The organism is Neochlamydia sp. AcF65 (genome assembly GCF_018342435.1).
Lineage (GTDB): Bacteria > Chlamydiota > Chlamydiia > Chlamydiales > Parachlamydiaceae > Neochlamydia.
This window is the reverse complement of sequence record NZ_JAEMUE010000046.1, coordinates 13,771-33,136: the sequence shown is the minus strand read 5'-3', so window position 1 is coordinate 33,136 and position 19,366 is coordinate 13,771. Positions and strand designations below refer to the sequence as shown.

General features: G+C 38.8%; 12 protein-coding genes, 2 tRNA genes and 3 pseudogenes. 9 read left to right on the top strand and 8 right to left on the bottom strand.

The features are described from left to right. Both tdh and NEOC65_RS05880 read left to right on the top strand, forming a co-directional pair. Nucleotides 1–1,023 (top strand): L-threonine 3-dehydrogenase, encoded by a 1,023-nt coding sequence (gene tdh / locus NEOC65_RS05885; protein ID WP_166157406.1) that lies wholly within the window; start codon nucleotides 1–3, stop codon nucleotides 1,021–1,023. Nucleotides 1,024–1,467: 444 nt separating this feature from the next. Next, nucleotides 1,468–1,818: pseudogene (locus NEOC65_RS05880) on the top strand (IS630 transposase-related protein); the annotation flags it as partial. 281 nt (nucleotides 1,819–2,099) lie between these two features. Here NEOC65_RS05880 and NEOC65_RS05875 read toward each other — a convergent pair. The 5 genes and pseudogenes from NEOC65_RS05875 to NEOC65_RS05855 form a co-directional block, all read right to left on the bottom strand. Then, a pseudogene (locus NEOC65_RS05875) lies at nucleotides 2,100–2,357 on the bottom strand (IS630 transposase-related protein); the annotation flags it as partial. 127 nt (nucleotides 2,358–2,484) lie between these two features. Continuing rightward, a complete protein-coding gene (locus tag NEOC65_RS05870; RefSeq protein WP_213156026.1) occupies nucleotides 2,485–4,632 on the bottom strand; it encodes a leucine-rich repeat domain-containing protein in 2,148 nt (715 codons plus the stop codon). A 541-nt stretch (nucleotides 4,633–5,173) separates the two neighbouring features. After that, nucleotides 5,174–5,246, bottom strand: a tRNA-Met gene (locus NEOC65_RS05865). Between the two features lie 6 nt (nucleotides 5,247–5,252). Beyond that, a tRNA-Met gene (locus tag NEOC65_RS05860) sits at nucleotides 5,253–5,325 on the bottom strand. A gap of 96 nt (nucleotides 5,326–5,421) precedes the next feature. Next, the gene (locus NEOC65_RS05855) at nucleotides 5,422–6,690 is read right to left on the bottom strand and encodes a 3-deoxy-D-manno-octulosonic acid transferase (protein ID WP_283248276.1); all 1,269 of its coding nucleotides are present in this window, start codon (nucleotides 6,688–6,690) and stop codon (nucleotides 5,422–5,424) included. 315 nt (nucleotides 6,691–7,005) lie between these two features. Between NEOC65_RS05855 and NEOC65_RS05850 the strand changes: the two genes are divergently transcribed. Together NEOC65_RS05850 and NEOC65_RS05845 are read left to right on the top strand one after the other, a co-directional pair. Beyond that, nucleotides 7,006–7,266: a hypothetical protein gene (locus tag NEOC65_RS05850; protein WP_213156025.1), complete on the top strand. Its 261-nt coding sequence runs from the start codon at nucleotides 7,006–7,008 to the stop codon at nucleotides 7,264–7,266. A 205-nt stretch (nucleotides 7,267–7,471) separates the two neighbouring features. Next, nucleotides 7,472–7,675 (top strand): annotated as a pseudogene (locus tag NEOC65_RS05845) (hypothetical protein); the annotation flags it as partial. Between the two features lie 283 nt (nucleotides 7,676–7,958). Here the strand turns inward: NEOC65_RS05845 and NEOC65_RS05840 are convergent. Continuing rightward, complete coding sequence (locus tag NEOC65_RS05840; RefSeq protein WP_213150926.1) at nucleotides 7,959–10,187, bottom strand: Tex family protein; 2,229 nt, start codon at nucleotides 10,185–10,187, stop codon at nucleotides 7,959–7,961. A 365-nt stretch (nucleotides 10,188–10,552) separates the two neighbouring features. After that, nucleotides 10,553–10,909: a globin domain-containing protein gene (locus tag NEOC65_RS05835; RefSeq protein WP_278248319.1), complete on the bottom strand. Its 357-nt coding sequence runs from the start codon at nucleotides 10,907–10,909 to the stop codon at nucleotides 10,553–10,555. A 614-nt stretch (nucleotides 10,910–11,523) separates the two neighbouring features. On the opposite strand from NEOC65_RS05835, the gene NEOC65_RS05830 reads away from it, so the two are divergent. From NEOC65_RS05830 to NEOC65_RS05815, 4 genes are all read left to right on the top strand, one after another. Then, on the top strand, nucleotides 11,524–12,240 hold the full coding sequence (locus NEOC65_RS05830) for a dienelactone hydrolase family protein (RefSeq protein ID WP_213150924.1): 717 nt from the start codon (nucleotides 11,524–11,526) through the stop codon (nucleotides 12,238–12,240). A 5-nt stretch (nucleotides 12,241–12,245) separates the two neighbouring features. Next, nucleotides 12,246–12,575, top strand: coding sequence for a TMEM14 family protein (locus tag NEOC65_RS05825; protein WP_166157375.1), 330 nt, complete (start codon nucleotides 12,246–12,248; stop codon nucleotides 12,573–12,575). 231 nt (nucleotides 12,576–12,806) lie between these two features. Continuing rightward, complete coding sequence (locus tag NEOC65_RS05820; RefSeq protein ID WP_213150922.1) at nucleotides 12,807–14,225, top strand: ATP-binding cassette domain-containing protein; 1,419 nt, start codon at nucleotides 12,807–12,809, stop codon at nucleotides 14,223–14,225. Between the two features lie 46 nt (nucleotides 14,226–14,271). Then, nucleotides 14,272–14,766 carry a peptidylprolyl isomerase gene (locus tag NEOC65_RS05815; RefSeq protein WP_349305233.1) on the top strand — a complete coding sequence of 165 codons (495 nt, stop codon included), beginning with the start codon at nucleotides 14,272–14,274 and terminating at the stop codon, nucleotides 14,764–14,766. Nucleotides 14,767–15,078: 312 nt separating this feature from the next. On the opposite strand, the gene NEOC65_RS05810 is transcribed toward NEOC65_RS05815, so the two are convergent. After that, nucleotides 15,079–17,115 (bottom strand): F-box/LRR-repeat protein, encoded by a 2,037-nt coding sequence (locus NEOC65_RS05810; protein ID WP_213150918.1) that lies wholly within the window; start codon nucleotides 17,113–17,115, stop codon nucleotides 15,079–15,081. A 218-nt stretch (nucleotides 17,116–17,333) separates the two neighbouring features. Between NEOC65_RS05810 and acs the strand changes: the two genes are divergently transcribed. After that, nucleotides 17,334–19,316 carry an acetate--CoA ligase gene (gene acs, locus NEOC65_RS05805; RefSeq protein WP_213150916.1) on the top strand — a complete coding sequence of 661 codons (1,983 nt, stop codon included), beginning with the start codon at nucleotides 17,334–17,336 and terminating at the stop codon, nucleotides 19,314–19,316. Nucleotides 19,317–19,366: the final 50 nt, after the last annotated feature.

The following is a 19,366-nucleotide window of genomic DNA, read 5'->3' as shown; positions in this document are numbered from 1 at the left end:
ATGAAAGCTTTAGTTAAGAGTTACCGTAAAGAAGGTCTATGGATGGAAGATGTGCCCATCCCGACCATTAAAGAGGATGAGGTATTAATTAAAACACATAAAACTTCCATTTGCGGTACGGATATTCATATTTATAAATGGGACGCCTGGGCGCAGAAGACAATTCCTGTACCTATGGTAGTCGGACATGAGTACATGGGAGAAATCGCAGCGATAGGTAAGAATGTTAAAGGCCTTAAAGTAGGTGATCGGGTGAGCGGAGAGGGACACATTACCTGTAGCAGCTGCATTTCCTGCCTTAAAGGTCAAAAGCATTTATGTATAAACACTTTAGGGGTAGGCGTTCATCGCCATGGCTGTTTTGCTGAATACTTTAATATTCCCGCCGAGAATGTTTTTCCCCTTCCTTCTTCTATTAAAGATAATGTAGCCTCAATTTTCGATCCTTATGGAAATGCAGTCCATACTGCACTTACTTTTGATCTTACCGGCGAAGATGTTCTTATTACTGGTGCCGGGCCTATAGGTATTATGGCAGCTGCCATCGCCGCGAAAGCTGGAGCTCACCAAGTAGTCATTACGGATGTGAATGAATATCGTTTAAAGCTCGCCAAAAAGCTAGGTGCGCAAACAACAGTCAATGTGGCTAATACTTCTTTAAAAGAGATGATGGAAAAGCTAGGTATTCAGAATGGCTTTACGGTGGGTATGGAAATGTCCGGGCACCCTGATGGTTTAAAAACACTTTTGGAAAATGCTCATCATGGTGGAAAGATTGCTTTGCTAGGTATTTTACCTGCCGAATGCTTGATTGACTGGGACCTTGTTATCTTTAAAATGCTGACCATCAAAGGCATTTATGGAAGAGAAATTTTTTCTAGCTGGTTTAAAATGGTTAATTTATTGGAGAGCGGCCTTGAAATAGAACCGCTCATTACTCACCACTACCCTATTGACGAATTTGAAAAGGGTTTTGAGGTGATGATGTCAGGCCAATCCGGAAAAGTTATTTTAGATTGGTGAGATGCTACCTGAAAAAATAAGCTCCCATAACATCTAGGCAAAAAGGGTTCAGATAGATATAGCTTTTAACAATAGTAATTTAGAGCAACCCTTTTTTAAAGCTAGGAAAATTTTTAACAATAATTTTTAAAAGCTTCTGGATAAATAAGATAGCTTTATAAATGACCACGATTCTCCAAGGACCGTTCCAGGGATCTTTCAACAAGGCTTCTAAATGTATGGTGTTAGCTTTTTTAAAAGGCATAGATAGAAAGCTTTTTTAGTGTTAATTGAATAAAAAGGTGAGGGTATGTAAGCCCTTACCTTTTGCCTCTCCTCATCCTAATTAAAGCATAAAATTTTATTTCATAGCTTCTTAGTACTATAGTGGTAAATATAATCATTTAAATTTTATTTTTTTTAAGGATATGTGTATAATTAAATGACAGGGTATATTCACACGATTTAAGAAAAAAAGCTTTGAATTATATAGAGAATGGCGGCCCAATAGCCACAGCTAGTGAAGTGTTTGATGTAACAGCTCGCATGTTAACAAATTGGAGTAAGCGGAAAAAACCAGGTTGTTTAGCTTCTAAAAAAAGACGGCAGAGCCCCAGTAAAATTGATAGTGAAAAGCTAAAATTGTATATAAAGCAAACTCCTGATGCATCCCTTAGAGAAATAACTGAGGCATTCGGAGTGACGATAACTGCAGTTTTTTATGTCTGTAAAAGAGTGAAAATCACTTTAAAAAGAAGACACCCTTCTACAAGGAAAGAGATCAGAATAAACGAGAGGAGTTTAGACAAAAGCTAGAAAATATTCCGGAAGAAAATAGAATTTACATAGATGAAAGCGAGATAAATGCCTATGTACAGCACCAACATGCAAGATTACTTATAGGAGAAAAGATTTATGGCGCTCTAGCAGGCCGTTCATTTGCTAGAGAAAGCTTTATAGCAGCTAGATTGTAATAGATAGGACTTAATCTGATACGGGTGATAAAAATAAAGGCAACAGGATTTATAAGTCGCGAAGCTTGAAGCCCCGTCGCTCATTAAAAGTGATAGGACGAAAGTTGAAGTGAGCGGCTTAAATCAATAAAAAGTGTCAAAATGCCAAAGTTCCTCAGCTATTTCTCTAAGGGATGCATCAGGAGTTTGCTTTATATACAATTTTAGCTTTTCACTATCAATTTTACTGGGGCTCTGCCGTCTTTTTTTAGGAGCTAAACAACCTGGTTTTTTCCGCTTACTCCAATTTGTTAACATGCGAGCTGTTACATCAAACACTTCACTAGCTGTGGCTATTGGGCCGCCATTCTCTATATAATTCAAAGCTTTTTTTCTTAAATCGTGTGAATATACCGTGTCATTTAATTATACGCATCTCCTAGAAAGATAAAATTTGAGCAACTATAAGATAGAATGATTTTCAGCGTATTTCTCATCACCTCAAGAGTTAATTGATCAGTTAATAAGTCTATCTCTGCACGAAAGGGGTGAGCTGGTTGCCGGCTAGGTCAAGCTGTTGCAGCTGAGAAAGCTGCCTTATCTCTGCTGGAATAGAGGTGAGTTGGTTGTGATCTAAGTTAAGTATTTCTAGCTGAGAAAGCCGCCCTATCTCTACTGGAATAGAGGTGAGTTGGTTGTGCTCTAAGTTAAGTATTTCTAGCTGAGAAAGCCGCCCTATCTCTACTGGAATAGAGGTGAGTTGGTTGTGCTCTAAGTTAAGCGTTTGCAGCCGAGGAAGCCGCCCTATCTGTGCTGGAAGAGCGGTAAGCTGGTTGTCGGTTAAGTCAAGCTGTAGCAGCTGAGAAAGCTGCCCTATCTCTGTTGGAAGAGCGGTAAGCTGGTTGTCGGCTAAGCCAAGCTCTTGCAGCTGAGAAAGCTGCCCTATCTCTGTTGGAAGAGCGGTAAGCTGGTTGTCGGCTAAGCCAAGCTCTTGCAGCTGAGAAAGCTGCCCTATCTCTGCTGGAAGAGAGGTGAGCTGGTTGTGCTCTAAGTTAAGCATTCGCAGCAGAGAAAGCTGTCCTATCTGTGCTGGAATAACGGTAAGCTGGTTGCCGGTTAAGTCAAGCTGTTGCAGCTGAGAAAGCTGCCCTATCTCTGCTGGAAGAGAGGTAAGTTGGTTGTTGCCTAGCAAAAGCCATCTTAAGTAAGAAAGCTGTCCTATCTCTGCTGGAAGAGTGGTAAGCTGGTTGTGCTCTAAGCTAAGCCTTTGTAGCTGAGAAAGCTGCCTTATCTCTGCAGGAAGAGTGGTGAGTTGGTTGTAATCTAAGTTAAGCGTTTGTAGCCGATAAAGCCGCCCTATCTCCGCAGGAATAGATGTTAGTTGGTTAACGCTTAAGAAAAGATGCAGCAGCTGATATAGCTGTCCTATTTCTGAAGAAAGAGTGGTGAGCTGGTTGTTATCTAAGCTAAGCCTTTGTAGCTGAGAAAGCTGTCTTATCTCTGCAGGAAGGTTGGTGAGTTGGTTTTGGTTTAAGTAAAGATTCCACAGCTGAGACAATTGTCCAATTTCTGCAGGAAGAGTGGTGAGTTGGTTGTAATCTAAGTTAAGCGTTTGTAGCCGATAAAGCCGCCCTATCTCCGCAGGAAGGAAGGTTAGTTGGTTGTGCCCTAAGTAAAGCGTTTGCAGCTGGGAAAGCTGCCCGATCACTGCATGAATAGTGGTAAGTTGGTTATTGTTTAAGTTAAGTATTTCTAGCTGAGAAAGCTGCCTTATCTCTGCTGGAATAGAGGTGAGTTGGTTGTGATCTAAGTTAAGTATTTCTAGCTGAGAAAGCCGCCCTATCTCTGCTGGAAGAACGGTAAGCTGGTTGTGATCTAAATAAAGACTTTTAAGCTGAGAAAGCTGCCCTATCTCTGCTGGAAGAGTTTTTAGCTGGTTGTCGGCTAAGTCAAGCTGTTGCAGCTGAGAAAGCTGCCCTATCTCTGCTGGAAGAGCGGTGAGTTGGTTGTGATCTAAATAAAGACTTTCAAGCTGAGAAAGCTGCCCTATCTCTGCTGAAAGAGCGGTGAGTTGGTTGTTACCTAGCCGAAGCCATCTTAAAGAAGAAAGCTGCCCTATCTCTTGAGGTAAAAAGGTCAAGCTTATTTCTTGTAAATCTATCATCTCAAGATCTTTTCCATACCTTTCAATCCACTCCTTAAAAGACTCTCCTTTTTTTTCTAAGGGCAAACTCTTGATTTCTTCTTGCTCTAAGTATTCTTTTCCACCAGGTAATTCTTTCCATAATAGGAGACGATTAATATTTAACAGATAAGAGAGATAATTAGCTGATGTGAAATATCTGATTTTCTCAAGGCTATCTTTAAATTCTAAAGGAGAAAGAGCGCTAGCTAGAGTAAAGATTTGCTTAAAAATTGCCTTTACTTTTTGTAGGGGAAAAAGTCCATCTTCTAACTTATAAATTTTATCTAAGATAAGAGCATGCTCGTTAACATTTCCTTGAGGAAAGTGAACTTTAACTATTTGCTTATAAATAGAGGGCATTACCTCACTAGTTAAAAGGTGTTGCCATTTTCCACACACACTAGATAAGGAAGGTGTGGCGCAATATTCTAAAATAGAGGTTAGCACCTCATTAGGCAAGTGCGCAAAAGCAATAGAAACGTTAGTATGCATGTTATAGCCTTGGTTAAGATTTGTCTAAATTCTTAAGTCCCTGCTTAATAGAAAGATACAAAAGAAAACACCAAACATGCAAGATAATAATAGAAATAAATTCTTAGTTTTTAAATATAAAGATAAAAAACCTTTGGTACTTTTATGGATTCAGATTACATTAGACCTCTGTGGAAACTGTAATAATACCCTTTAGAGCCACTCTTTATGTAGTCATACACTTAATAAAAAGCTTGTCTTTACAGAGAGAGCCAGCTTGGAAAAAGTTTAATTTTTTTGGCTATGCAGACGTAGTTTCTTTAAAAAGTATTATTTCGTAAATACTTTTATAATGACCTATATAGTATCTTAGCTACCTAAAATTGCTTATAGGTAAGGAGGATAGCTTGATTTGGTTTCGTACGTTCTATAAAAGTCAGAGAATTTGAAAAAGAGAGGTTTATAGAGGAAATAAGCCAAGCCTTATGCTAGAGCTGCATGCCTGTATAATTAAATAAGAATAATATAATTTAGAAAGTCTGAGGGGTAGATGTAAATGATGTAGCGGCAGCCGGATTTGAACCGACGACACACGGATTATGATTCCGTTGCTCTACCGACTGAGCTATACCGCCATGAAATAGCGGGGGAAGGATTCGAACCTCCGACCTTTGGGTTATGAGCCCAACGAGCTAACCCCTGCTCCACCCCGCGTCATTGAATAAATAGAAAGCTTAACAAAATCGCTATTTTAAAGCAAGGCTTTAGCAAATAAATTGCACAAATAATGGAAAAGCCTTTCTTAAGCTTTCAGAAGGCATCTTTTTTGATAAGAGGCTCAATAAAATTCCAGGTTTTTTGAGTAGCCCCTTTGATATCTTTAAACATACGTACACCATTGGCTCCTATAGATTTCCTTAATTGAGAATCCTTTAGTAGTACCATCATTTCGTCGCTGAGATGATTAATGTCTACTTGACGGCCCGCTTTATAATCCTCCATTAATTCTACCAGCTCAGGTTGTGAATGCATATAAGGTCCATAAATGACGGGAACGCCATACCAAGAAGGCTCTAAGATATTATGCCCACCTACCCTTGCAGTATAGCTCCCTGCCACAATAGCTAAATCAGCAAGTTGATAGCATTTGCGCAATAATCCCATCGCATCGATCAAGATGACTTTAGCATTATTAACAGATTGATCGATCTGGCTAAAACGCACGTAAGGGATAAACTCTTTCTCCAAAAGCCTAGCCACCTCGTTAAATCGCTCGGGATGTCGTGGTACGATGATCAACTTTACATGAGGCAGTTCTTCCCACACTATTTTCATCTGTTCCAATATCATCTTTTCTTCTGGTTCATGCGAGGAACCTAACACGACGATTTGATTTTTCTCCTCAATTTGAAATTGTTTTTTCCAAGCGGCATGTTGCTCAGCTGTGAAACGAGGATATTCATCATCAAATTTCAAATTACCTGTAATCTGCATTTTATGCGGATCTACGCCAAGAGCTTTAAAACGTTCGTAGTAATGCTTGCTTTGCAGACAAAATAACTCGACAAACGAAAAGAGCTTATGAGTGAAATAAGGAATTTTCAAAAAACGATGAAAAGAACGTTCGGAGATTTTACCATTGACTACCACAATTAAAGATCCTAAGCCTTTAGCAGCTTTAAGAAAATTATACCAAAAATCTGTTTCCACTAAGATGACCAAATCAGGAGCAGCTCTTTTCATAATAGGACGGATAATAAAAACAAGATCAACCGGCAAATAGACATGATAATCGGCTTGAGGAATACTTCGCTTAGCTTCAGCATGTCCTGCCTCAGTGACACTTGAAATGACAATAACAGGATCATGAAGCTGCGTCCTCAGGGTTTTAACCAGTGAGGTAGCGGCCTTAGCTTCACCTACCGAGACAGCATGGACCCATACCAACTTACGCTCCCCTTTTGTTATTAAGGGAAAATTAAATCCCAATCTTCTTGCTAAGCTTTGTTGGTACTTTTTTTTGATGAAATAATCATAGCACACTTTAGGTAGGGAAAGTAGGGCTAAGAGACACAACATGGAGTCATATAAGAAAGATAGAATCATAATATCCTAATTATAAATTTTAAATGTATCTTAATCAATTAGGATTAAAGGATGAAGGAGAAAATCGCAAGAAGATGGGTAGAAGCAGGATTCAGAGCAAAATGCACAAGAAGCTTTACCCACTCAGATAAAAAAGACTATCTTTTAATTTAGCCTCTACCTCTGCCACAACAAATTCTTTAAGGTAGTTTAGCTAATCAAAAAGATCTTCAGTGGGTGTAATTAAAAGTGTTGGCAAGATAAGGAAGGATTAATACATACTGAAAGCGTAGCAAAAGGAGGTTGCATATGCTTAACGAAGAAGAAGTTAATAAAGTATTTAATCGCTTAAAGGAGCATCCCGATCTATTAGAATCCATTAAAGATTTATTAGATATTACCGAAGGAGTTAAAGGGATTGAAGTGGCGGATGATGCTGAATTTGCTCTTATTCCCGAAGTTAGGGGTTTAGGGAAAAAATGCCTTGAGGATTGGGCAAAGCAACAAGCAAATGAACAAGAAGCCAAGGCTCAGGAAATGAAATTAAGACAGCATTCCAAAAAAAACTAAGTTGGCATACAACTTTTGGGATAGTAGGTATGGAAGAGAGATGCTTCCTACAAGCAGGAAAATTGATTAGACCCTTTTCCTTTTCTTCCAAGGTTAGATGCAGAGGGTATTCCTTACCATTAGAGCGAGCAATAACCGACTTTGGAGCAGATATTGCTTTTGGAAAAGTAGGAGAAAAGATGAAGGAGCATTACTGAATATGATGAATTATAAAAGCGCTTTAGATAAAGGCTTACCAATTGGTTCAGGCGAAATAGAGAGTAGTCATAGGCATGTAGTGCAAAAGAGGCTGAAAATAGCAGGAACTTGGTGGAAGACAGAAAATGCTAACGCGATGCTGAGCTTAAGAATAGGCAGATTAAATGGTTATTGGGAAGCTTACTGGAATTCCTACAAAGCTGCTGCTTAAAAAAGATTGCCAACACTTTTGTTTACACCCATCTTCAGTCAGCGTTATGCTTATAAGTAAGCAGCAAAAAGGCAAAAAAATTTAACCCCTTCTTATCAAGAGGACAACCACTAAATTACACTAGCGCTTAAGTTTTTATTTAATCATCCAAGAATTGCGTTTTACATATTTTAGTGCCCAGCGCAGGTGCTAGCAATCAAACCCTTTTAATAAAGGGGGGTGCTTTAGGATAAGTGACAAAACCTTCTTAATTTCTTAATAAACGAGCGTCCACAACTTAAATTTATAGATTAGCGAAAGGATTGGAACTAAAGCTTTTCTTTTCCTTCTTCACAGGTTCTTTTTCTTTTTTAGTTCTATTAGCTTCTCCCGTACGAGCAGTTAAAGAAATACGCTTCCGGTCCACTTCAACCGCTAATACTCGAACTTTAAGGCGCTTGCCAACATGCACTACTTCTGAAGGATCTCTAACATATCGATCAGCTAGCTCAGAAATATGTATAAATCCATCCTGATGCACACCTATATCTATAAACACACCAAAGGCAGCAACATTCGTGACTATCCCTTCTAAAATCATGCCATTTTTAAGATCTTGAATAGTTTTAACATCATGACGAAATTGCAATTTCTCAAAGGTTTCGCGCGGATCACGCCCGGGCTTCTGCAACTCAGCTATGATATCTTTAAGCGTAGGCTCCCCAAGAGATCCTGAAATATAACGCTTGATCTCAATTTTATGAATATAGTTTTCATTTCCTATTAAAGCATTTAAGGGCACACCTATATCTTTGGCAATATGCTCTACTACTTCATAACGCTCAGGGTGCACAGCTGAACCATCTAAAGGATGCTCTCCTGCTCGAACACGCAAAAAACCAGCAGACTGCTCAAAAGTACGAGCCCCAAATCCAGGAACGTTTTTGAGGTCTTTACGTCCTTTAAAGGGCCCTTGTGCTTCGCGATGTTTGACAATTTTCAAAGCCATTTGGGGTCCAATGCCAGCCACATAACTTAATAAGGCTGCACTAGCGGTATTTAGCTCTACTCCCACATGGTTTACACAACTTTCTACAACTTCGTGCAATTTATCTTTAAGCAAGGGTTGATTTACATCATGCTGATACTGCCCTACACCGATAGCTTGAGGATCAACTTTGACTAGCTCAGCAAGAGGGTCTTGCAGCCTTCTTGCTATAGAAATAGCCCCCCGTATAGTTACATCAAGCTCAGGAAATTCTTCTCGTGCGATATCAGAGGCGCTGTATACACTAGCGCCTGCCTCATTCACTGCAAGCAAGATAATTTTCGATAAATTGCCTTTGGTAAGCACCTCTTGTACAAAAGCTTCTGTTTCTCGACCTGCCGTACCATTTCCTACACCTATCGCATAAGGTGGATAAGTGTTAATCATTTGCAGGAGAATTTCTCGTGCTTGTTCCTTAGCGGTCGTAGATTGAAAAGGATAAATGGTCTTATAATCAATAAATTTGCCAGTCTTATCAATCACTACGCATTTACATCCTGTACGAAAGCCCGGATCAATTCCAATCACAACTTGAGGGCCTAAGGGAGCATCTAATAATCGATGGCGCAAATTTTCGGCAAAAACCTCTATGGCAGTGCGATCTGATTGCATTTTAAGCTGTACTTTAATTTCGGTCTCTACACTCGGCAAGAGATAGCGTTTAAAAGCTTGTATCGCACCCTTTTCTAAGAGTTCGGCAAAAGGGGACCGAGAGTTATATTTTATGATAGATTTGATGGTATTTTGTAGATTTTCCTCAGGCACTTCTATATGAAAATTTAATATTTCTTCTTTTTCGCCGCGACGAATCGCTAAATAGCGATGGGAAGGAATTTTAGAAACTTTTTCTTGAAAAGCATAATAAACTTCATACTTGCTGGCGGCGCTCTCTTTACCTTCAACAACTCTAGAAACAACTACACCTTCGTTTTCAAAGCACTCGCGTACATAAGCTCTTACTTTAGGAGTTGTTGCTATACTATCGGCCACAATATCCAAAGCGCCTGCTAAAACCTCTTCAATACTGCTTACCCCTTTTTTAGCATCGATATAAGCCGTAGCCTCCTCCAATGGATGTCCTGCTATAGGTTGCTCCATGATACGTAAAGCAAAAGGCTCTAAACCTTTTTCTTTAGCTAAAGCAGCTTTAGTACGTTTTTTAAGCTTATAAGGTAAATAAAGGTCTTCCAAGATAGCTTTAGAAAAACAATTCTGAATCTGAATTTTTAAAGAATCTGTCATCTTGCCTTGTAGCTCTACAGATTCTATTATGGATTTTTTTCGCTCTTCCAGTTCGAGTAAATAATTGTATCGCTCTTGAATAGCTCGAATTTGCACTTCATCTAAATTTCCAGTTACCTCTTTTCTATATCTAGAAATAAAAGGAATAGTATTCCCTTCAGTTAACAGCTTAATGACCGCTTGTATACTTTCTGCTGGTAGGGCAAGTTCCGCTACCAAAAAATTAAAAACATTTATTGCCATACCCATTTACCTGTGTTGATGCCTCTATCAAAAAGCGCAAAAATTGTGATATTTTTTAGACTGCTATCCATTTATTTTTCCTTCATCTATAAGAACTTATAGCTTGCTTTTCTTTAGCTTTTTGCTTTTATCAAAAACGGCTCATTTCCGTGGGCCCAACAATTCCTAGGTTTCTCTTATATTTAAGATATTTGCTGCTTTATAGAATAAAAAAAGCACAAACTAGAAAAACCTATTCAGAATACAGCTAAAAGCTAAATTTAAGCCATTGAAAAAAAACAAACACTTTGCTCTTTCTTTTCTAACAACTGCTTTTTATAGACAAAGAAAATAGGATAAAAAAATTATATTAAGCCATGCGAATATTAAGCTTTTATATTAACCATCCAACTTGAAAATTTATCCAAAAAATTCAAAAATCCTGCCATATGTTGCATTGGAAAATTATATTTTTTATCCGCGCTTTCTAAAATCTTGTGGAAACAACTTAACCATATTTGGCGGGCTGATTCATCAATGGAAAAAGTTAGATGCCTTTTACGCATCATAGGAGCGCCAAAGCGTTGCTGGTATAATGGCGGGCCCCCACAAAGAAATACAAAAAATGCGCCTGATTTTTTTGAAGCTTCTTTCATGTCTGCCGGGAACATCTTTCGAATAGCACTTTTGTCTAGCTCCAAGTAAAAGTCTTCTAGCATTTTGAAAATGTTATGTTCCCCCATTAAATGATAAATCTCATGGCTAGGTGTAACGCTGGGAGGGCCTCCTGGCGGAACGTATATACTTAATCTATTCCTATTCTCTTCCATTATAAACAAGCGCTTTAATTATTTATTCCCCGAACTTATATCATATTTACCTTACTCAGAGCAACAGTTTGAACAACTACGGGATTGTAAAAGAATTTTTTGGGTAAAAACCTTTATCCCCTCTTCTTATTCCTAAGGACCCTAAGTCTTGTCAGTTTTGTTATTAAGGGCTTTTACGTTTGCTATGTTTTTTAAGAGGTACGCTAGAGCGGCTAAATGTTAGGTTATAGTTAGCAAAGATATTTCTCTTCCCTCTCGTTCTGCTTATTACTCTTCCCTTAAAAGTCAATTTTTTTATTATTCTTGTTAACGAGTAGGCTCTCTTACCATTTCTTGAGTTGGCATTCATAATGCTCAAAGTCTTCTTGCAGGGCTTTTAAAGAGTATCCATCGCTACCTTATCCACTAAACATAAAATTCTTGTAATTAGAAGAAGAATGCTTAAAAAAAGCTGTTTTTTATATTAAGAAATTAGACAATCGAGTAATTTAGACTTTAACACATTCAAAAAAAACATTAGGAAAGAAATGAATGTCTCCTATCGAGCTGACGACCTCTGCTGCGAGGGTTACCTTGTCAATCCTAAAGTAATGCATCCTGCTCAACCTGCCGTTCTTATTGCCCATGCATGGTATGGCCAGGACGACTTTGCACGCAAAAAAGCCCATGAACTAGCTGAACTTGGCTATATTGCTTTAGCCATCGATATGTTTGGCCACCGAAAGAATGCAACTTGTGATGAAGAAGCAGCTTCCTTAATCAAACCCCTTTATCTAGATCGTAAGCTTTTGCAAGCAAGAACTAGCGCGGCATTTGAAACTCTACTTAAGCAACCAGGAGTGGACGGCACACGAGTGGGCGCGATTGGATTTTGTTTTGGTGGACTAGCAGTCATCGAGCTGTTACGAAGTGGAGTGCCGGTAAAAAGCGTGGTAAGCTTTCATGCTGTAATTAATTATGCAGGTGTGAAATTTTTTCCCATTGCTAAAAATATTAAAGGTTCTATTCTACTTTTACATGGCTATGAAGATCCCTTATGTCCTCCCCAAGAGATTCACTATCTTCAAAAAGAGCTTAATGATGCTCGTGTGGATTGGCAAATGGATATTTATGGTATGACATCCCATGCCTTTACTAATCCAAAAGTGAACGATAAAAAGAAAGGTTTAATATATAACGAAAAGGCCAGCGCGCGAGCATGGCTAGCGATGAAGAACTTTTTTCAGGAAACATTAGGGAGATAAAAAAGATGAAATTGTCTGCATGGATAACCATTACCTACGCTTTAATCATTATGTCAGGAGGAATGATGGGATTTACACAGGCCCATAGCTATCCTTCCTTGATTGCAGCAACCTTATCAGCCATTTTATTATTGATGGGTGCTATAGGAATGTTTAGAAAAAGTATGTTAGCTTATACATTAGTAGTATTCGTACACCTATTATTAACTTTATTTTTTACTTATCGTTATGCTATTACAACCAAGTTTATGCCAGCAGGCCTAATGATCATCCTGAGCGCCAGCTCTCTTATATTTATTCTTGCTAAAGGCAAAAAGAAAGCTAGATTAATTTAATGTTTTAAGCTATAGGCTAGCAAGAATTTATACCCTATAAATCCGGCCGGTTCCAGACGCTATTAGATAAGATTAATCTTATTGAGTCCCCTCATTAAATCACCTTTATGCTTTTGACTCTCAATATCTAACGTTAAAATTTCCTAGATTGTATAGATAGTCTTTAATTATTTATTCTAGATAAGGCATAATTTGCTCTCTTTTTAATATGACCTTAAAGGTTAAAAACAGATGTTTGATCCCACTTCTTTAAAAGTTCGTAAACAAATCATGGGTTTACTGCTCAATCGCTGGGGATTAACCTGCATGGGAATTTTAACCTTTCAGCAAATTCTCGAAGCTTCTTCTACCCTCTGGCTTGTCAAATTGGTAGAAACTATTGCCTCCCACCAAAATTTTTTACCTTACATGCTGCTTTACTTAACCTCTTTAGCACTCCCCTACATTCCTGGCTGCATTGCCCTAGTAGTCAAAACTCATTGGAAGCAAGAAGCTCAGCGTCATTTTATTCACGCGTTTGTTACCTCTAACAGAAATAATATTGGAGAATGGAATAATAAAGCCATTAAAGAAGAAAAACTATCTATATTAACTTCTGAGGGCCCTTCAGCTCTTCAAGATTTGATCGATTATGTTTGGGAGCTCTCAGGTTATTTATTAAGTGTAATATTAAACATTTTGGCCCTTTCCATAGTTGTTGAGCCCCTTTTTGCTTTGGCTTATAGCTTATCTGTCCTATGCGTCATTGCTATTATGAAAGGACAACGCCGCACTCAACGTCAACTTACTAGAAAAGCTTTAACAGCCCGCGTAGATCTTTCGCAACAATTATTGGCAGCCTGGGATAATGTTTTATTAGGCAATGGCTACAATTTTAAGCTTTGGGACGAAAAAACTTCGCAACGTTTGAAACGATGTTTACAACGTAACATCGATCTGGAAAGATTTGATCAAGTTTTGGCTATATTTGTTGCTTTAATAACTTCTATTCCTTCTCTAGGAGTAGTTATTTACTCAGCTATTCAACATGCCCACGATCCTGTTAAACTTTCTGCCTTTGTAGTTATCCTTCCTCTTCTTTTCCAAATCCTTTCCTACACTTATCAAACCTTGTCTTTAGCTTTTCGATGGGGAATGCATCGCAGCAAGCTTACAGCTATTTATCGATCTATACAGGCATCTAAAGATTCTCCTTCTTCTCTTGAAAAGAAAGTTAATTGGTCTAAAATTAGCGCTAACCATCATTCAACAATACCAGACTATAATTCTATGTCGATAAGCTCTTCCCCTTCTATTGAATCACATAGTAATCTTATGCGCTTGACCCAGCGTAAAGGCCGCCTAACCTTGCGCGGTGAAAATGGCTGTGGCAAATCAACTGCGCTTATGCTCATAAAAGATGCATTGGCAAGCAAAGCCTTTCTTCTTCCTACTCACAATCAATTATCCTTTACCTCTGAAACTAATAAGCATTCAACCGGAGAATCTTTACGCAAGCGACTGCAGGAAATTGCCGATAAAGTGGATGTAGAGGTTTTACTTTTGGATGAATGGGATGCTAATCTTGATAAAGGAAATCAAGAAATTTTATCAGGACTCATTGATCTGTTGGCAGAAAAAAAGTGCGTGATCGAAGTTCGACACCGTTAACCATAACTAATATAAGGACTTAATAATGAATGCAAAAAAAAATCCTATCGTATTACTTACTACCTCTATGGGAAATATTAAACTAGAGCTTTATCCAGAAAAAGCCCCTCTTACTGTGAAAAACTTTGTAGATTATGTAGAGAGCGGCCATTTTAATCAGACAATATTCCATCGGGTTATTGACGGTTTTATGATCCAAGGAGGAGGTTTTAATCAAGAATTTGATCAAAAACCTACAAAAGCTTCGATTAAAAATGAAGCTCATAATGGCTTAAAAAATATTCGAGGTTCTATAGCTATGGCGCGGACTAATGAAATTCATAGCGCTTCCTCTCAATTCTTTATCAATCTGGTAGATAATGATTTTCTTAATTTTAGAAGTCCCGCTGCTCATGAGTATGGTTATTGCGTATTTGGTCAAGTCATAGAAGGACTAGAGGTGGTCGACAAGATAGGGAAAGTCAAAACTGGTTCTAAAGGACCTCACCGTGATGTGCCTTTAGAAACGGTCGAAATCTTATCTGCTACGCAAGCAATTTAATCCCTTCCTGCTAACAAATATTTCTACCTTAAGATCTAAGTATACTTCCAAGAGGAAATAAAGGGAAAAGCTAACGCTTTTTCCTTTACTCTATATGCTACTTTTAAGTTTTATGCATATTTAGATCTTTTCATGGTACCCTGTGTATGAATAAAAGCAAACTAAGAAAGCCTAATTTAATGGCAAGTAGCAGAAAAGATATCAATGCCTTTTGATAAGCCGAAAGGTTTTTTATAATCTTAGAATCGTTTAAGCATAGGATTTGTTCCTTCGCTGAAATGTGTTAACTGATGAATACCCAAGCCTTTTCAGCTACAAGCGAAAACGTTGCGTTATTTCATCTGGAATATTTTCCAGCAGATTTTCTTTCACATGAAGCTTTTGTAGAGCTGGTAGCTGTCCTATCTCAGCAGGAAAGGAGCTAAGCTGGTTATTATTTAAGTTAAGCTCTTCCAGCTGCGATAGCTGCCCTATCTCTGCGGGAAGGAAAGTAAGCTGGTTATTGCTTAAGTCAAGCCATTGCAGCCGAGGTAACTGCCCTATCTCTGCAGGGATGAAAGTGAGGTGATTGTTCTGTAAGTAAAGCCCTCGCAGCTGAGAAAGCTGCCTTATCTCGTTTGGAAGGAAGGTTAGCTGGTTGCTGCTTAAGTCAAGTCCTTGCAGATGAGAGAGGTACCATATCTCTGCAGGAAGGGTTATAAGTTGATTGCTGCTTAAGTCAAGTCCTTGTAGCTGAGAAAGCTGCCTTATCTCCGCGGGAAAGCAAGCAAAATGGCTATCATTTAAGCAAAGCACTTCCAGCTGCGATAATTGCCCTATCTCTGCAGGAACAGAGATATGCTGGTTATTGCTTAAGTTAAGTTCTTGCAGCTGAGATAGCTGCCCTATCTCTACAGGGAGGGAGATAAGTTGGTTGTTGCTTAAGTCAAGTTCTTGCAGCTGAGAAAGCTGTCCTATCTCCGCGGGAAGGAAAGTAAGTTGGTTGCTTTCTAAGCTAAGGGTTTGCAGCTGAGAAAGTTGACCCATCTCAGCTGGAAGGGAGGTAAGCTGGTTATTATTCAAGTTAAGGTATTGCAGCTGAGAAAGCTGTCCTATTTCTAGGGAAAGAAAAGTAAGTTGGTTATTGTTTAAGTTAAGATATTTCAGCTGAGGTAACTGCCCTATTTCTGCAGGGATGAAAGTAAGTTGATTGCTCTGCAAGTAAAGCCCTTGAAGTTGAGACAGCTGTCCTATTTCTGAGAGAAGAGAAGTAAGTTGGTTATTTTCTAAACCAAGCGTTTGCAGTTGAGACAGCTGTCCTATTTCTACGGGAAGAGAAGTAAGTTGGTTATTTTTTAAGTTAAGCGTCTGCAGCTGAGATAGCTGCCCTATCTCGGCAGGGATGAATGTAAGTTGGTTATTTTCTAAGCCAAGCGTTTGCAGCTGAGGCAGCTGTCCTATTTCTAGGGGAAGAGAAGTAAGTTGGTTATTTTTTAAGTTAAGGTATTGTAGCTGAGATAGCTGCCTTATTTCTGCAGGAAGGAAAGCTATCTGGTTGTTGCTTAAGCCAAGTCCTTGCAGATGTGATAGCTGCCCTATCTCCTCGGGAAGGCAAGCAAGCTGGTTATCATCTAAGTAAAGCTCTTCTAGCTGCGATAATTGCCTTATCTCAGCAAGAAGAGAGATAAGTTGATTGCTACTTAAGTCAAGTCCTTGCAGCTGAGAAAGCTGCCCTATCTCAGCGGGAAGGCAAGCAAGCCGGTTATTTCCTAAGTTAAGCGTTTGCAGCTGAGATAGCTGACTTATCTCGGCAGGTAAGAAGGTCAAACCAATTTCTGTTAAATTTAAGCTCGTAATAACTTTGCCATGCCTTTCAATCCAATCTCCAAAAAGCTCTCCTTTTTTTGCTAAAGGCAAATACTTGATTTCTTCTTGGTCTAAGTATTCCTTTCCACCAGGAATTTCTTTCCAAATTAAGAGGCGATTAATATTTACAAGATAAGAAGAGTAGTTAGCTAGGGTAAGATATCTCTTTTCCTCGGTTTTCCATTTAAATTCTAATTCTAACGGCGAGAGAAAACTAGCTAAAGTAAAGATTTGCTTAAAGATTGCATTAACCTTTGCTATTTCAGGAAGTCCACTTTCTAGCTTATAAATCCTATCTATAATAAAAGCCTGTTCGCTATCATTCCCATGAGGAACATGTACTTTACCTATTTGCTTATAAAGAGAAGGCATGACTTCAGTAGCTAGCAAATGGCGCCATCTAGTAGAAACCCTAATTAAGGTAGGCGTAGGACAATACTCTAAAATGGAGGTGAGCACTTCATTAGGTAAATGCTCAATGTTGATAGAAGAGCTAAGATTCATTCGATGTCCTTCTTTAAATTATTCATATTTTCAGTCATTTTTTAGGAGATTATATACACGAACAATCGAAATTGTAAAAAGAATTTTAGAGACAAATTCTTAGCCTTTAAACTTATTATTAACAAAATAAGCCTGGGATATGCATAGATGATAAAAAATTACTTCTCGCTTGGTAGCTCTTTTGGTATATTTACAACCTTAATATTTTAGGACACTATATGCATAATAACAAAACATTGGCCCCCGTAGAGACTTTTTGTCATGATAAACGCAAATTTGCTCCCCCTCACTCATTTGTGAATCAGGCGCATATGAACGATTTATCTCAATATACAGCAATGTATCAAAAATCGATTCAACACCCTAATGAATTTTGGCTTGAACAAGCAAATACCTTGGATTGGTTTAAAACGCCTACTACTGCTGTCCGCTATATCTGGGAATCCAATAATAATCTTATTCATCATACTTGGTTTGAAGATGGCATCCTCAATCTTTGCTATAATTGCTTAGACAGGCACTTAGAAGGGCATCGAAAGCTGAAGCCTGCGATCATCTGGCAAGGTGATGATGAAGAGGAAACAATAACTTGGGATTATCAAACATTGCATATCCAAGTCTGCCGTTTTGCAAATGTGCTTAAGAAATGGGGTGTTAATAAAGGCGATCGAGTATGCATTTATCTGCCGATGATTCCTGAAATCGCGGTCGCCGTACTAGCTTGTGCTCGTATAGGTGCTATTCACTCGGTAGTTTTTGGAGGCTTTAGTGCTGAAGCCCTGAGCCATCGCATGAATGATTGCTCTTGTAAATTGCTAGTAACTGCAAATGCTAGCCTGCGTGGAGGCAAGCCAATCTACTTAAAATCCATTGCCGATGAAGCCCTGGCCTCCACTCCCTCTGTGGAAAAGGTAATCGTAGTTCAAAGAACTCCTGAGCTTTGCTCAATGCAAACAGGGCGTGACATTTGGTATGAAGAGGAAATGGAAAATGCCTCTCAATTTTGCCCTGCAGAGCCGATGAATGCTGAAGATCCGTTGTTTATTCTCTATACCTCAGGCTCCACTGGCAAGCCCAAAGGGGTTGTTCATACTCAAGCCGGTTATTTGCTTTATGCTTCTTTAACCCATAAATATATTTTTGATATTAAAGATTCGGATGTTTATTGGTGCTCTGCAGATTTAGGATGGATTACAGGTCATAGTTATGTATTGTATGGTCCTTTGGCCAATGGGGCTACCACGCTTATGTTTGAAGGTACTCCTTATTACCCTCATCCAGGGCGGTTTTGGCAAATTATTGAAAAATTTCAGGTAAATATCTTTTATACCGCTCCGACAGTCATTAGAGCTTTAATTCGTTATGGGAAATCTTATCTGGAAGGTTATGACCTTAGTTGCTTAAGGCTCTTAGGTACTGTAGGAGAACCTATTAATCCAGAAGCATGGATGTGGTATCATGAAAATATTGGACAAGAAAATTGTCCCATAGTAGATACATGGTGGCAAACAGAAACGGGAGGCATTATGATCTCTCCTCTACCGGGTTGTCATGAAACGAAGCCTGGAAGCGCTTCCAAACCTTTCTTCGGTATCGATCCCATTATTTTACGTGATGATGGAACTCTTTGCGAGGTTGATGAAGGAGGATGTTTATGTATTCGGCAGCCATGGCCAGGAATGATGCGAACTACTTGGGGAGATCATCAACAATTTATTAATACTTACTTTAAAACTTTTCAAAATGTCTATTTCAGTGGGGATGGTTGTTCAATAGACGAGGGGGGCGATTATTGGCTCTTAGGAAGAATTGATGATGTAGTAAATGTATCTGGGCATCGTATGGGTACAGCAGAAGTTGAAAGTTCTTTAGTGAGCCATCCAGCTGTAGCGGAAGCTGCTGTGGTCCCTAAGCCTGATGAGGTCAAAGGACAGTGCTTATATGCCTTTGTCATCCTTAAAGATAATATAGAGAGCCATTCGGACTTAAAGAAAGAACTAGCCCAGCATGTACGCCAAGAGATTGGCCCTATTGCTGTTCCTGACTACATTCGATTTATTGATGCTTTACCTAAAACGCGCTCCGGCAAAATTATGCGTCGAATCTTAAGAAAAGTGGTAGAAGGTAATGTAGATGCATTGGGAGATATAAGCACTTTAGCTGATCCCTCAGTACTTGAATTTTTATTGAAAAGCACCTAGAAAAGGTAAAGCATAAAGCTAAATACTCTTTAACTTTATGCTTTACTTCT